The organism is Rothia sp. 27098_8_29 (assembly GCF_041432785.1).
Taxonomy (GTDB): domain Bacteria; phylum Actinomycetota; class Actinomycetes; order Actinomycetales; family Micrococcaceae; genus Rothia; species Rothia mucilaginosa.
The window spans coordinates 126,947-141,252 of the sequence record NZ_JAPWAI010000002.1 but is presented as its reverse complement, the minus strand read 5'-3'; the positions used below and the strand labels follow the sequence as shown (position 1 = coordinate 141,252).

At 58.0% G+C, this 14,306-nt stretch carries 16 protein-coding genes; 10 read left to right on the top strand and 6 right to left on the bottom strand.

The window, feature by feature from the left end; genetic code table 11:
• Positions 1-286: 286 nt before the first annotated feature.
• The 4 genes from O3649_RS05620 (at position 287) to O3649_RS05605 (ending at position 4,031) form a co-directional block, all read left to right on the top strand.
• Complete coding sequence (locus tag O3649_RS05620; protein ID WP_371573195.1) at positions 287-1,291, top strand: Abi family protein; 1,005 nt, start codon at positions 287-289, stop codon at positions 1,289-1,291.
• 482 nt (positions 1,292-1,773) lie between these two features.
• The gene (locus O3649_RS05615; protein WP_049338280.1) at positions 1,774-2,592 is read left to right on the top strand and encodes a transporter substrate-binding domain-containing protein; all 819 of its coding nucleotides are present in this window, start codon (positions 1,774-1,776) and stop codon (positions 2,590-2,592) included.
• A gap of 22 nt (positions 2,593-2,614) precedes the next feature.
• The gene (locus O3649_RS05610; RefSeq protein WP_049338279.1) at positions 2,615-3,289 is read left to right on the top strand and encodes an amino acid ABC transporter permease; all 675 of its coding nucleotides are present in this window, start codon (positions 2,615-2,617) and stop codon (positions 3,287-3,289) included.
• Positions 3,282-4,031, top strand: a complete 750-nt coding sequence (locus O3649_RS05605) for an amino acid ABC transporter ATP-binding protein (protein ID WP_371573192.1) — start codon at positions 3,282-3,284, stop codon at positions 4,029-4,031. The genes O3649_RS05610 and O3649_RS05605 overlap by 8 nt, the downstream gene beginning before the upstream one ends.
• A gap of 99 nt (positions 4,032-4,130) precedes the next feature.
• Here the strand turns inward: O3649_RS05605 and O3649_RS05600 are convergent, their stop codons facing one another.
• A complete protein-coding gene (locus O3649_RS05600; protein WP_371573190.1) occupies positions 4,131-4,922 on the bottom strand; it encodes a trimeric intracellular cation channel family protein in 792 nt (263 codons plus the stop codon).
• Positions 4,923-5,169: 247 nt separating this feature from the next.
• On the opposite strand from O3649_RS05600, the gene O3649_RS05595 reads away from it, so the two are divergent.
• Together O3649_RS05595 and O3649_RS05590 are read left to right on the top strand one after the other, a co-directional pair.
• Positions 5,170-5,370, top strand: a complete 201-nt coding sequence (locus O3649_RS05595; protein ID WP_371573187.1) for a hypothetical protein — start codon at positions 5,170-5,172, stop codon at positions 5,368-5,370.
• A gap of 97 nt (positions 5,371-5,467) precedes the next feature.
• Positions 5,468-6,118 carry an L-alanine-DL-glutamate epimerase gene (locus O3649_RS05590; protein ID WP_371573185.1) on the top strand — a complete coding sequence of 217 codons (651 nt, stop codon included), beginning with the start codon at positions 5,468-5,470 and terminating at the stop codon, positions 6,116-6,118.
• Between the two features lie 138 nt (positions 6,119-6,256).
• Here O3649_RS05590 and O3649_RS05585 read toward each other — a convergent pair whose 3' ends face one another.
• From O3649_RS05585 to O3649_RS05575, 3 genes are all read right to left on the bottom strand, one after another.
• Positions 6,257-6,697 (bottom strand): GNAT family N-acetyltransferase, encoded by a 441-nt coding sequence (locus O3649_RS05585; protein WP_371573183.1) that lies wholly within the window; start codon positions 6,695-6,697, stop codon positions 6,257-6,259.
• Between the two features lie 145 nt (positions 6,698-6,842).
• Positions 6,843-7,373 (bottom strand): carboxymuconolactone decarboxylase family protein, encoded by a 531-nt coding sequence (locus tag O3649_RS05580; protein ID WP_070634571.1) that lies wholly within the window; start codon positions 7,371-7,373, stop codon positions 6,843-6,845.
• Positions 7,374-7,376: 3 nt separating this feature from the next.
• Positions 7,377-7,958, bottom strand: coding sequence for a peroxiredoxin (locus O3649_RS05575; RefSeq protein ID WP_005509190.1), 582 nt, complete (start codon positions 7,956-7,958; stop codon positions 7,377-7,379).
• Between the two features lie 226 nt (positions 7,959-8,184).
• Here O3649_RS05575 and O3649_RS05570 point away from each other — a divergent pair, with 226 nt between their 5' ends.
• Positions 8,185-8,817 carry a GNAT family N-acetyltransferase gene (locus O3649_RS05570; protein WP_371573180.1) on the top strand — a complete coding sequence of 211 codons (633 nt, stop codon included), beginning with the start codon at positions 8,185-8,187 and terminating at the stop codon, positions 8,815-8,817.
• A gap of 36 nt (positions 8,818-8,853) precedes the next feature.
• Here O3649_RS05570 and O3649_RS05565 read toward each other — a convergent pair whose 3' ends face one another.
• Positions 8,854-9,171 (bottom strand): acylphosphatase, encoded by a 318-nt coding sequence (locus O3649_RS05565; protein ID WP_049327397.1) that lies wholly within the window; start codon positions 9,169-9,171, stop codon positions 8,854-8,856.
• 265 nt (positions 9,172-9,436) lie between these two features.
• Between O3649_RS05565 and O3649_RS05560 the strand changes: the two genes are divergently transcribed.
• Together O3649_RS05560 and O3649_RS05555 are read left to right on the top strand one after the other, a co-directional pair.
• Positions 9,437-11,008: a DHA2 family efflux MFS transporter permease subunit gene (locus O3649_RS05560; protein ID WP_371573177.1), complete on the top strand. Its 1,572-nt coding sequence runs from the start codon at positions 9,437-9,439 to the stop codon at positions 11,006-11,008.
• 355 nt (positions 11,009-11,363) lie between these two features.
• A complete protein-coding gene (locus tag O3649_RS05555) occupies positions 11,364-11,747 on the top strand; it encodes a hypothetical protein (protein WP_371573175.1) in 384 nt (127 codons plus the stop codon).
• Between the two features lie 145 nt (positions 11,748-11,892).
• Here the strand turns inward: O3649_RS05555 and O3649_RS05550 are convergent, their stop codons facing one another.
• Positions 11,893-12,501 (bottom strand): DUF1269 domain-containing protein, encoded by a 609-nt coding sequence (locus O3649_RS05550; protein ID WP_060824001.1) that lies wholly within the window; start codon positions 12,499-12,501, stop codon positions 11,893-11,895.
• 625 nt (positions 12,502-13,126) lie between these two features.
• On the opposite strand from O3649_RS05550, the gene O3649_RS05545 reads away from it, so the two are divergent.
• Complete coding sequence (locus O3649_RS05545) at positions 13,127-14,254, top strand: zinc-dependent metalloprotease family protein (protein ID WP_371573173.1); 1,128 nt, start codon at positions 13,127-13,129, stop codon at positions 14,252-14,254.
• Positions 14,255-14,306: the final 52 nt, after the last annotated feature.

Sequence of the window (14,306 nt, the reverse complement as noted above, 5' to 3'; positions counted from 1 at the left end):
TGTAAGCCGCTGCAGCTTGTAATTACAAAAAATCAGGCGCTCGTTAGCGTTTGAATGGAGAGGGGCGTACCCGGGGTGATTCCCGGGTGCGCCCCTCCTTCTTTGATGCTGACGCAGTGATATAAGCAACCATAAGATGACCAGGGAAAACACCCAGATTCCTTGAGAGCATGTAGCTCCAATGTTATTGTTGTAGTAACAGTCCCCCCTCCGCCTCTGATTCAAGCGCATCTCGAGGGGGTCCTTTTTTATGTTCGGTTCTACGGCGAACCGAGTAAGGAGAGCAGTGGCTTTGCCCAAGGAAGCATGCGTATTTCTGCCTTCACTGGACGACCAGAGGAAATACCTTATTGCCAAGGGTTACTTTCCTCAGGGAACGACCCTGAGCGATGATGACCGAGACATGCTTGCATGCTCTAATTTCCACTACCTTCTGGGATACTTTCGTAATTACAACAAATACAAGAGCGAAGGGCTTCTACCCGAAAACCCAGGCATCTCGGATGTTTTAAATCTTGTGCGCATGGATGTGAAGGTCTCTTCCCTCCTGTACGGGTACATGAGGCAGAGCGAACAAGCGATTCGAGCTGCATGGGTGGATGTATTTTGCACTTACCGTAGCCCCCATGAGTACCTCAACCCGAATGCATATATCTGCATGAATCAGGACAGGCCGGTAGATGCGCTCATCAAAGATATGATGCGGCATATCCTGCGATACCGTGAACCGTATGTTCGCGAGCGTATTGAGGAGTGGTGGAAATCCTGCGGAAAAAGTTCCTCTAAAAACCCCTCTGAAAACTTGGATGACTGGGAAGACGTTGAGGAGCTTCGAGAGATGATGCAAAAAGAGCTTCCCCTGTGGTCTGTTGTTGATTCGTTTTCTTTGGGACTTCTTTCCCACGCCGTGGTCCAAAGTTATGCATCAGAAACCTCCGCTGACTCTGGAGATCCTGAAAAGTTGCTGCTCTACAAAAAGACCGCAGAGCGTATGGGGGTGAACCATAAGCACTTTGAGGGCCGTCTTAGGTCTCTGACCACTCTGAGAAACCGTGTAGCTCATGGTTCTCGCCTCTGGATGATGCCGACGACTGATACCTCTGCAAAGCCCAAAATTTTTGCTAAGGACCTCCGCGAGGCGGACCCGAAAGGTATGTTGGTCAGCTTCGCTAACGTTGCTCTTTTGCAGGGAAACACCCGTCGTCAGAGGGAGGCGTGGAAAGCGATAAAAGCTTTAGTGGAGCAGAATGAGAGCTACCGCGTTGGCGTAGGTTCGCAGAAAATCTTCTAAAAACAGCGACAGTCCCGCAGCTACCTCGCATTATGATGCTGGCGTTCTCACGGGGCTAAGAGAGGGGCGTACCCGGGGTGATTCCCGGGTGCGCCCCTCCTTCTATGCCCGGTGTAATACCCGTGTAATGCCCGGCAGGGCATCCGGCGTGTTTAGGCGAGATTGAGGGCGTAGCGTCGCCCCTAGTGGAGGGCAGTTCAGCTTTAAGGTAAACCTACCCTTATGTTCTGGGGTGCTGAGCCGGTATCCTAGTGTGGAGCCCGGCGGCCGGTACTCAGCACACACGCGTACCGACCGCCGGGTTTTCCTCTCTTGCAGATTGTGACGGAATATTACGTTGAATTCTTTCCCACCGGGAATAGCTGTACGATAGCCAGCGTTGCACCCGCAGAGAGGGGCACACCGCACGATGCCCCGGGTTACCGCAGGGTGACAACCCGCAACTACAAGAGCATCAACCACCACACGAAAGAAGAAACACTATGTCCGCAATGATTAACCGCCGCACCGTCCTCGCAGGCTCCGCATTCACCGGCCTGGCTGCACTGCTCGCAGCGTGCGGTTCGTCCAGTAGCAGCACCGCATCCAGCACCAACAAGCTGGAGGCCATCAAGTCTGCTGGCAAGATCCGTGTGGGCCTGGAGGGCACCTACCGCCCCTTCTCCTTCCACGACTCGAACGGCGCCCTGGTCGGTTTCGAGAAGGAAATCATTGACCTGGTCGCTAAGGATCTGGGCGTGACCGCAGAGTTCACCGAAACCCCCTGGGATTCCCTGATCGCCGGCGTGGACGCTGACCGCTACGACATCGTCATCAACAACGTTTCTGCAACCGACGAGCGTAAGCAGAAGTACGACTTCTCCGTACCCTACCTGTACTCCGAGCCGAAGGTCGCCGTGAAGAAGGACTCCTCCCTGCAGAACGTGAGCGAGATTTCCGGTCACTCCTCGGCGCAGTCTGAGACCTCGAACTTCCGCAAGATGGTGGAGGCGAAGGGCGCCTCGATCGTGGTTGTTTCCGGTTTCGACGAGGCTATCGAGCAGGTCCTCTCGGGCCGTGCAGAGATGACCGCGAACGACTCCGTGTCCTTCGCTGAGTACTTCAAGGAGCACCCGGACGCCAACCTGCGCCTGCTCTCCGGTGACCTGGGCACCGGCAGCAACTCCTCCATCCTGCTGCCTAAGGGCCAGGACGCCCTGCGTAACGCTATCGACGAGTCGCTGAAGAAGCACCTGGAGAACGGTGACATCAAGGCGATTTACGAGAAGTACGTGGGCGAAGACCTCTCCCCGAAGAACTAATTAAAGGAGCTGAGTTCCGTTCATGGAACGCTACCTGAATCTTTGGGCTGAGTCCCTGCCTCAGCTGCTGGGCTCGACCCTGGCAGTGACTATTCCGCTGTCGCTGATTTCTTTCGCGGTGGCACTGCTGGTGGGCATCATCTCCGCCGGCGCGCGCACGAGCCGCTTCGCCCCGGTGAACTGGCTGGCCTGGCTGTATATCTGGGTCTTCCGCGGCACCCCGCTGCTGGTGCAGCTGTTCATCGTCTTTTACGGCCTGCCGAAGGTCGGTATTGCCCTGGACGTGTGGAGCGCCGCGATCATCACGATGAGCCTGCACACCGGCGCGTACGTGGCGGAGACCTTCCGTTCCGCGGTGGCGGCTATTCCGCGCGGCCAGTTTGAGGCGGCGGCAACCCTGAACTTCACCCGCATGCAGACCCTGCGCCACGTGGTCATTCCGCAGGCTGTGCGCATCGCGCTGCCGAACCTGGGCAACAACTTCATCGACCTGATTAAGGGCACCTCGCTGGTGTCGGTCATTTCGATGGTTGACCTGTTCCAGACCGGTAAGCAGATCGCGTCGCGTACTTTCGAGCCGCTGGCAATGTACTCCGAGGTCGCCATCATTTACCTGGTGATTTTCACTCTGCTGACCGCCGCGCAGTCGGCCCTGGAGAAGTACAGCAACCGTTACGTAAGGAGCAACAATGCTTAGCGTTGATTCCCTGTCGAAGAGCTTCGGCGATACGCAGGTGCTCAAGAACATCAGCCTGGACATCCCCGACGGTGAGACCACGGTGATTCTGGGCCCCTCCGGTAGCGGTAAGTCGACTCTGCTGCGTTGCCTGAACCTGCTGGAAACCCCGCAGTCAGGCACGCTCACCATTGACGACGCGCAGGTGGATTACAGCCAGAAGCTCACAGACACGCAGGTGCGCGATATTCGTTCCCGTTCGGCGATGGTGTTCCAGCAGTTCAACCTGTTCCCGAACTACACGGCGTTGAAGAACGTGGCGCTCGCCCCGACCCTCAACGGCACCCTGAGCGCTCAGCAGGCGCAGGAGCGTGCCCGCGAGCTGCTGGCGAAGGTGGGTCTTGCCGACAAGGTAGATTCCTACCCGGACGCCCTCTCGGGTGGTCAGCAGCAGCGTGTGGCGATTGCCCGCGCCCTGGCGCTGGAGCCCTCTTACCTGCTCTTTGATGAGCCGACGAGCGCCCTGGACCCCGAGCTGGAGGCGGAGGTCATCCGCGTGCTCATGCAGCTGGCGAAGGAGGGCCGCTCCCTGGTCATCGTGACGCACAATATGGCGTTTGCGAAGAAGGTTGCGGACCGTATCGTGTTCCTGGAGAACGGTACCCTGCGCTATAACGGTGAGCCGAACGGCTTCTTCGCCTCGGATGATGAGCGCATCCGCAAGTTCCTGACCGTGTACGACAGCACCGAGTACACGATTTAGCCGTACTGCATATAGTAAATATGGGCTGTTTTCTGCCGTCAGATAAGCATCTGACCAGCGGAAACCAGCCCATATTCTATATTCAGCATATATTGGCTTTTATTCCGAAAGCCCCTTGGAGCGGCGGTACTCCTCCAGCTGCTCAGCGTTAATAACCTCAAGCTGCTCAGTGAGCGGCTCACCGGGCGACCAGCCCTCATTAGCGACGGTGCGGTCCTCCTGCTTACCAAAAGCGAAGAGACGCGGGCGAGGCACACGCAGCTCCGCCGGGGTGGTCGGCAGCTGCCAATTCTTCATATGGGAGAGCACACCCAGCACCAAACACAGCAGAATGGACAGGCCCATCGCCAGGTTCGGACGATGGAATAGGCCCGTCACAAGGGCGGTCTCAGCGGCACCCACAAACGCCACAGTAGCGTACAGAGAGTTACCACCAAAGATCGCCGGAATACGGTTGACCATAATGTCACGGATAACGCCGCCACCGACCGCGGTGGTCACACCCAGTGCGATAGCGGGCAGCCAGTGCAGACCCAGGTTCAGGGACTTAATGGTGCCGGTTGCCGCCCACGCGCCCATACCGATGAAGTCAATGATGAGCATGGTTCGGGTCGCCCAGCGGGCACTCAAATCGATACTGTACGCCAGAATCGAGGAGCCGATAGCACCCACCCAGTAGCCGCCGTCGGTGAGCGCCACGGGCAGACCAGAGTTCAGCAGGATGTCACGGATCATACCACCGCCCATGCCGCAGGCGACCGCGAGCAGCAGGAAGCCCACGATGTCGAATCGGAAGGCGCGCGCCACAGCACCGCCGAGCAGGCCGTTAGCAACAACGGCGGCAATGTCGACGATGCGGAATACCTGATCTGGGTCAAAGAGCTCGTGCATGGGCGTTCTCCTGCGTACGTGATGCGTGTGCTACGGGTGCCGGTAGGGGGAGGCGCGCGCAACGGGGGGGGTCGGGTGACGACGTTATCACCGCATCCGGCTCTGTTTGCCTGTGCGCGTACCTGAATTGGCACCGATTTATTGTAGACCCGCCGCCGCTCCTACTCCTAGTTGAAAAGTGCTCATGACGAGCTCTGAGATGGAATCAAGAAGCTTGTGGGCGCGCTAAAAGGTGGGCGTAGAATGAGTGAATCTCCACCCCCCCAAGGCCGTCATGATTGTTTTTGCGCTGGGTTCTTTCCAGTATGGTAGCGGCATCATTTCTTCGCTACTGCTGGCGTTGAGCCCCCTGAACGCGGTGGAGTCCATGGCGGTGATGATGCTTGCCGGCACGGCGCTGTCGGCGCTCATGGTGTGGTTGCCCTCGCGTAGCCGGAACGCTCGCTAAGCTGGAGCTAGACGAATACTAGAGGCAGGTGGCCCGGTCGTTTGATAGACCGGGCCACATCGCAAATCGTTATCTGCGTAAGGTGAAAGGAGCCGCTGTGGCGGTATCTCGCGACGAAGTTTTCGGGGCCCTGCAGGGAATCGTACCCCGTCTGGAGGAGGCGCTTCCCGGCTGGTCGGTGCGCCCCAATATCACGGGTACCGGCGCGGTGGGGCTCTACCTGGACGGCCCCGCAATCTACCGGGACGGCGAGCCCCTGGCCGGCGTGAACGCCGAGGGTGAGCCGGTCGTTCGGCACCTGTGCGGTACGATTCAGACCGCCGACCGCGGCCTGCCGCAGGAGCTCGGGCAGGTACGCTACCAGTACATCCTGGGCGTGAGCGTGGCGGAGCACGAGAGCGAGTATCCCGAACTGGCCGACCTGGCGAGCGTGGGGGAGCCGAGTTGGGTTCCTGCGCTGAGGGCCCTGGAGGCGCTGGTGGAGTCCGAGGGGCGTGAGGTGCTGTTCATCAGTCGCGGCGGGTACGTGCCCGGCCGCCGCGCCCTGGGTAAGCGCCGCGTGGCGCTGCGTCGAGAGCTCTTCCCCGGTAAGCCCTGGCTGGGGTTGGGCACGATTGATTGGTGCGCGGGCGTGCGCTCGACCCCGGTGTACGCCGAGGACCTGGCGGCTCTGGTTGCTGCGGCGACGCGCCTGGCGAGTAGCTGGGATGCAGCCCTGCGCACTGTCTCTGCGGACAGCCAAAAGTAGTTAAAACAAAGCGGCGCCTCCGCCCCGAAAAGGGAAGGATGCGCCGCTTGTTTTAAGCTCTAACGCTGAGTAAGTTTAGCCCAGTGCCTCAGCCAGCTTGAACGAGTCAATCCGTATCAAGCCGCATGCGATATTGCCTTATCGATAGCATGCAAGGGTGATGCACCCTGCTACCTCTACGGGGGCATAACCGTAGCGTTTGTAGAGCGCAACAGCGTGTTCACTAGCGGTGTCGGTAGTAATGAGTCGCTGTCGAATGTCTTCTCGGTCAAAGTCCTCAATGACACGCTTTAGAAGCGCAGAACCAACGCCCTGACGCTGGGCGTGCGGATGCACCAAAAGGTCCTGAATGTAGGCGATAGAGTGACCGTCCCCGACGGCGCGTACTAGCCCGACGAGTCGTCCTGTTTCTTCTGCGGTCGCCTCTCGTGCGGTGTAGAGATACCGCGACCCTTCCAGCATCGGGATGAGGCGTTCGGGCGTTTTGGTATAGGCGCTCCAGCCGACAGAATCGTAAAGCTCAGTGAGTTCTTCCACGCTGGGAAGGGGGCTGGTGGAGCCCAAAATACAGTACCGCATACAGGCATTGTATAGCGCCAAATCGGAGGAGTTAGGAAGCTGCCGCCCAACACGTTGCGGGGCTTGACGCGCACATAAAAGCGGCGCATCCGACCCGTAAAGGGGTGGATGCGCCGCTTCTGTGTAAGCTCTAACGTTTAGTGGTTTAGCCCAGTGCCTCAGCCAGCTGAATGCCCTGTGCCACGCCACCGAGGGTTGCAGCAATACGGATCAGGTCGTTGACCTGCTCCTTGGTTGCGCCCTCTTCACGCAGGGTGTGCTCGTGAGCCTCAACGCAGTGGGAGCAGCCGTTGACTGCGGACACTGCCAGTGCGAACATCTCGAAGTCCAGCTTCTCAATGCCACCGTTCTTACCGATAATCTGCATGCGCAGGTTTGCACGCTGGTCATCGTATGCACCGTGCAGGAAGCCACGGGTGCGGTAGAAGATGTTGTTCATGCCCATGATGGTCGCAGCACCCAGAGCAGCCTCGTAAGCGGTGTCGCTCAGGTGCTCCTTAGCCTCTGCAGCAATCTCAACAACAACAGAGTCAACCTTGGTTGCTGCTGCGGTTGCGAGGATTGCGCCCCAGAGCTGCTGCTCGGTGAGAGAGCTAATGCGGGGCAGGGAGGACAGGTTGAGGTTCATGTCCTTCGCGTAGGAAGGCAGAGCCGAACGCAGGTTATCGATGCTCATGGATTACTTCATCTCCTTGAATGCGTCGATGGTTGCTGCACCCTTCTTCCAGTTGCATGCGCACAGCTCGTCGGACTGCAGTGCGTCCAGCTGGCGGAGCACCTCGTCGGTGTTACGGCCGACGGAGTCAGCGGTAATGGAGACCGACTGGATGGTGTTGTGGGGGTCGATGATGAAGGTTGCGCGGTCTGCAACGCCGTCCTTGTTCAGGATGCCCAGTGCTGCGGTCAGTTCGCGCTTGAGGTCGGATGCCATGACGATGGGCAGGTCCACGAGCTCTTCGTGGGAGCGGCGCCATGCGTAGTGGGTGTACTCGTTGTCAACGGAAACACCGATCACCTGGGTGTCGCGTGCCTCGAACTCGTCAGCGAGCTTGCCGAATGCTGCGATCTCGGTGGGGCAAACGAAGGTGAAGTCCTTCGGCCAGAAGAAGACGACGCGCCAGGTGTCTTCGTCCAGACCCTCGGAGGAGACGGTGGTGAAGTAGTCTTCGGGCTTGGTTGCTTCGATGTCAGCCAGCTTACCGGGGACAACGCCGGTGAGCTCGTATGCGGGGAACTGGTCGCCGATGGTCAGAACTGCCATAGTGTTCTTCTTTCTGCTTCGTGCCGCGCGGATTCGTTGCGCGGCGCTTGTTCTAAGTGGTGCCCATTGGGCGGGCTCGATAACTATTTTATTATGAATAATTCATAATAATCAAGTGATGACGGGTGAAAATGCGAGTATTAAGTCGTGATTTGCGTCACTGAATATTCTGGGATGTTCACAAAAGCTTTTCCGACGCACAAACCCGAGGGTTTAAGCTCGAACCATGACCCCCGAACACAGCGACTTCTCAGAACACAGCGAACATGCAGAGCCCAATCAGCCCGAACTCATTACCGAACGCCTCACCCTGCGCCACCTGCGCGAGGCGGATATCCCCAACATCGTGGAATCCTGCCGCGACGAAGAAACCCTCCGCTACACCCGCATTCCCTTGAACTACACGCGCGCCGACGCCGAGGACTACCTGCTCACCACTGCCCGCCAGATTGCCGCCGGGCAGATCCAGCGCTGGGCGATTGACGCTTCCGGCGTGTTTGCCGGAACCATTGAATTACGCCTGGCTGACGGCACCCCCGAAAGCCCCGGAACCCGCGCCGAACTGGGCTATTACGCCGCCCCGAAGGCGCGCGGAAAAGGCTATATGACCGATGCGCTGCGTGCCGTCCTCGGCTACGCTTTCGACCCGCTTGGCTTGGGTCTTGAGAGTGTGCGCTGGACCGCCCTAGCGGGTAACGAGCCCTCGGAACGGGTGGCGGTTAAGGCGGGTTTCACCGGCATCTACGACGATATTGACCCGAGCTCCGGCCGCCCCGACGAGAACGGCCACCCGGTGCAGCATCGGGTGCGCCGCGCCGATATGACCCGCGCCCAGTTCGCGGCGCTCTGGTCTGACTAGCTCTGGGCTAGCTAAACCGCGCTACTTTAGTCCGCGCTACCTGATGCCGAAGCCGCGGAACGAGCCGGACGGCTCCTCCCACTCGACGAGCACCTCATCCACGCGCCCGGCGGTGTCGTCACCGCGCAGCACATCCACCAGGCGTGCGCAGGAGGCGGCAGTACCTTCCGCAACGACCTTCACGCGCCCGTCGTCGAGGTTCTCGGCGTAGCCGGTTAGGCCCATGGGCTTGGCGGTTCCGGCGCACCACCAACGGAAACCGACACCCTGCACTTTGCCGCTGACGAAAGCGACGAGGCGGATTTCGGCGGGTTCTGCCGGGGTGCGGTCGGTGAAGAAATCAAAGAAACCCATGGGTCCTCCCGGGGTCGTCTCATTGGGGGTGGTCTGATGGGGGTGAGCGCCAGTGATGGCGCCCGGATTAGCTTCTATAGCTTCAGTCTAGAGGGTGCGGGGTGCCTGTTGCCTGGTTGCCGCGCGTACGCGCCGTGAAGAGTTGAATAAGGGTAAAGCAACCGAAGCCGCCCCCTGAAAAGGAGTAACATTAGGGGCATTCACTCAGCGGCAATGCTGAACACACGGACATCTACCCGCATACAACCCATCCCCTGGAGGACCATTGAGTTCACGCCCTAAAAAAGCGCCTCTCGTCGGTAACCCGGCGAAGACACCCTACAAGCCCTGGCCTGCTCTCTGGTCCCTGGTTGTTGGCTTCTTCATGATCCTGGTGGATGGCAATATCGTCACCATCGCCCTGCCGCACATGCTGCAGGATTTGGAGGCGTCCCTGTCGGCGGGTATGTGGGTGACGAGCGCCTACCTGCTGGCATACGCGGTGCCGCTGCTCATTACCGGTCGTATGGGTGACCGCTTCGGTCAGAAGAACCTATACATGATTGGTATGGGTATTTTTACGCTCGCCTCCCTGTGGTGTGGTCTGGCGGCGGACGTTGAATCGCTCATCGCTGCCCGCGTGGTGCAGGGCCTAGGCGCATCGCTGATGACCCCGCAGACGATGTCTCTGATTACGCTGATGTTCCCGCCGAATGCGCGCGGTGTCGCCATGAGCATTTGGGGTGCGACTGCGGGTGTCGCCTCGCTGGTCGGCCCGATTCTGGGCGGCGTGCTGGTGGACACCCTCGGCTGGGGCTGGATCTTCTTCATCAACATTCCGGTTGGCCTGGTCGGCCTGTTCTTGGCGTGGCGTAACGTGCCGGTGTTCGAGCAGAAGAAGCACAGCTTCGACTGGTTGGGCGTGGTGCTTTCGGCGGTCGGTCTGTTCCTGCTAGTTTTCGGTATTCAGGAAGGTGCCACCTACGACTGGGGCACCATCACTGACTCGTTCATGGGTACCGGTATTGCGGTGAGCGTGTGGGGTCTGATTATTGCCGGCATTATGGTGCTGGGCCTGTTCATCGGGTGGCAGGCCATTAACCCGCGTGAGCCGCTGGTTCCGCTGAGCCTGTTCAGTGACCGTAACTTCTCCGTGTCGAATGTGGCTATTTCCGCTATGGGCGTGGTTGCGATCAGCATGGCGTTCCCGCTGACCCTGTACCTGCAGCAGGTGGAGGGCCTGGACCCGACCCAGGCTGCGCTGATGACCGCCCCGATGGCGTTGTTCTCGGGCGTGTTGGCGCCGGTGGTGGGTGCGCGTCTGAACCGTAACGACCCGAAGTGGATTGCGGTAATTGGTTTTACGCTGATGGTTGTTGGTTTTGCTCTGCTCCGCCCAACGATGGTTGCGGACGGCAACCTGTGGCTGATGGTTGGCCCGATGATTATTCTGGGTGCGGCGAATGCCTGCATTTGGGGTCCGCTGTCGGTGTCGGCGACCCGTAACCTGCCGCCGCAGCGTGCAGGTGCCGGTTCGGGCGTGTACAACGAGACCCGCCAGATGGCGTCGGTGCTGGGTTCGGCTGCGATTACCACGATTATGGCTTCTGCGATTACTTCGCACCTGTCCGCGCTGGGTCCTGCTGCCGCAGCGGGCGGTAGCTCTCACGGCGGTGCTGGAGGCGGCGTACTTCCGCAGATTCTGCGTGAACCCTACGCGGCGGCAATGGCGGATTCCATGATGCTTCCGCTGGTCGCGGCGGCAGTGGGCGCGGTCGTGTGCCTGTTCTACGCCTCCAAGAAGACCTCCGAGGCGAAGGGCGCCGCACAGAACGCTGAGGTGGAGGCCACTAAGTAGAAGGCTTATCAGAGCGCTTTACGTCATAAACGGTGCATAACTTGAGATGCGGTGCAAATACCGGGACAAACTAGATGCACTCTGTGTATGATGAGGCGGGTCACCGTCGAACAGAAGAGAACCAAGAACGGTTCCTTTGCCTCCACCGGAGGGTTCGGCAGTGACCCGCTGTCTTTTAAACGCCGTACTCACTTGCGGCACACCGGTTACATGCTGGCGGCAGCGACACACATGACCACTGAACCACGCGGTAGCCGCCTGATACTCACCATAAAACCGGACCCGTACGACCCATACCGTGCGCAACGTCAGATGATGCAACCTCCCGCGTGGTCAAGATATGAAGAGAGATCCTATGTCTTTTCTGACCTCAAATCGCGTGGTGCGTACCGCGCTCGCTTCGGCGGCACTGCTGGTGCTCGGCACTGTTGCTGCCCCCGCAGCACAGGCGTACAACCCGGACATTGATGGCGACGGCATCCCCAACACCTGGGAGATGAAGGGCTACGACGCCGACGGCGACGGCAAAATCGACGTCGACTTCCCCGCAATGGGTGCAGACCCCAAGCACAAGGACATCTTCGTCGAGATGGACTACATGGCAGGCCTGCTACCCAGCGAAGATGAACTGGACCGCATCACCAAGATTTACGCCGACCTGCCCCTGCGCAACCCCGATGGCACCACCGGCATCAACATCCACCTGGAGAAAGAGAGATGGCTAAAATCCCCACCTTGAGTTTGGTATTTTTGCCATTGTCTTCCTTGATTTGTTCAAGATCTTGAGCCAAAATCCTCACTTCCTCTTTCTAAAATCTAGTTTTTAAAAAAATAGGCTATCTACCAGAAGTAGATAGCCTATTTTTTATGAGATGCTTGGGTGCTTACGCTTTCAATTTGTCAAACTTTGCTTTGACATTCGCCTTGAATTCTTCAAGCTTAGCCTTGCGTTCGGCTTTACGTTCAGCCTTCATCTGTGCACGCGCCTGGTTGTAGAGGTCTTCTTGGACTTGCAGAGCTGCTTCGATTTCGGCTACGACGGTTGCTACATCCCAACGCACGATTTGGGTGTCGTACTTGGTGAAGTAAGCATCGATGACTGCTTCGTTGTCTTCTTGCACCAAGGCAACAACGGCTGTTTCACCGTTAGTCAATTTTTGAGAAACAACGTCAATCAGGCCAGCTTCTGCCGTATCAACGGTATCACCAGCAACCAAACCATAGAGGCTACCAATACCATAACCAAACAAGACGCCGATAGGACCACCCAAAAGCCCGATAACTGCACCGAGCAAGCCACCTTCTAGGGTTGCATCCGTCGTTGAATCTTCAAAATCATAGCGTTCTTTTTCAACGATATGACCGTTTTCATTTTTGACCAGGGCGATTTGAGCAACCTTGGTCGTCTGAGTTTGGCGGAAAGCCTTCAAATCTGCAAAGGACTGATAAGCTTCGCTTTCGGTGTTAAAGACTGAAATTACTAGGTTTTCCATAGTTGGTACCTCGTTCCTAAAGACTATATATACATTGTAATACAGTTCTCTTTTTTGGGAACTACTTTTTGCGACAATTTACCTCGGCGGCAGCCGGTAGGCTGAGTCCTAAAGCAGAGGGGCCCGGCATCCAGTATGGATGCCGGGCCCCTCTCTGCTTGCTGTGGCGTTAGCGGCTGATGGTTGCCGAGGTGGTGGGTGCCGTGGTGTGCCTGTTCTACGCCTCCCGGAAGGCTTCGGAGGCGAAGGGCGCCGCACAGAACGCTGAAGCAGAAAGCACCAAATAGAAGGCTTATCAGAACGGTTTTACGTCATATTTGGTGCATAAACCTGAAAAATGGTGTTATACCGGGAAAATCTAGATGCACTCTGTGTATGATGAAGCGGATTATTGTTGCTCTGAGGTGTCAAAACCTCGTGAGGGCGCAATGACCCGCTGTTCTTTTAAACGGCATCCCGTACCACCATGTTTGTTCGAGATGCCTCACCGCAGCGCACATATATACACTCTCCGCATAGACTGTGCCCAATGATCCAATAATTCACTCAACGCTGCCTCCGGCAAACATATAATCACGAGGGTCCTCGCGCGCATTTATGCGAACGAATACGAGAAGAGATACAAATGGCTTTCTCATTTTCTACCCGCGCGGCACGTACCGCGCTCGCCTCGGCGGCGATGCTTGTGCTCAGCTCGGTTGCTGTCCCCGCAGCGCAGGCGTACAACCCCGATATTGACGGCGACGGAATCTCTAATATCTGGGAGATGAAGGGTTACGATGGCAACCTTGATGGCAAACCGGATATTGACTACCCAGGCATGGGCGCCAACCCGCTGAAGAAGGACCTCTTTGTCGAGATGGACTACATGCCCGGTCTGCTTGCTAGCGAAGAAGAGCTCGACCGCATCACCGAAATCTTCGCGAATATGCCGATTCGCAACCCCAACGGCACCACCGGCATCAACATTCACCTGGACGCCGGTAGCGCCCGCAGCGCCAAGTATAACCTCGGCGGTGGTAACGAAGTCCCCTATCAGCAACTGGATAGCACCATGGAGAAGTGGCACGAGATCCGAAGGGCTAACATGGACCCGGACCGTGGATCTTCCTTCCACTACATGATTTGGGGTGACGCTCACGATGAATACGGCTCCTCGGGGCTGGGTTACATAGGCGCTCCAGGGTTCGTCGTGACTGTGGGCCCGCGCTTCTGGGGCAAGTCGGCAACCTCCGACGTGCGCGTGGCGACCTTCGTGCACGAGCTGGGTCACAACCTCGGCTTGCGTCACGGTGGTACCGAGGATGTGAACTACAAGCCGAACTACATGAGCATCATGAACTACCGTTACCAGCTTAGGGGCATAGAACGCCCGGACGGTACGAAGTACTTCGGCTACTCGACCCGCGTCTACAAGGACCTGGACGAGAACAAGCTGGATGAGAAGACCGGCTTTGGCCGCAATGCATACGGCCTGTTCTATAAGGGAGCTCCCGCCTGGGAGTCTATTGACTTCAATGGCAACGGCAAGATTGATGACGAGCCGGTGTCGGTCGACCTTAACCGTGATGGTGAGAAAACCATCCTGACCGCACCGAATGACATGAAGAATATAAAGCTGCCGGCTACTGATGTGGATTATAACGAGGACGGTGCGAATTCTTCCGAGCAGAAGTTCTCTGGAGAGATTGAAGAGAACGAGATGACCGCCGACCGTGCGCGTGCCGAGGGTCTGGTTCCCGCGAAGGACTAAGCGGTAGCAGTCACCGGCGGTGCCCAGTAGGATAAGCCTTAAACACGGCGAG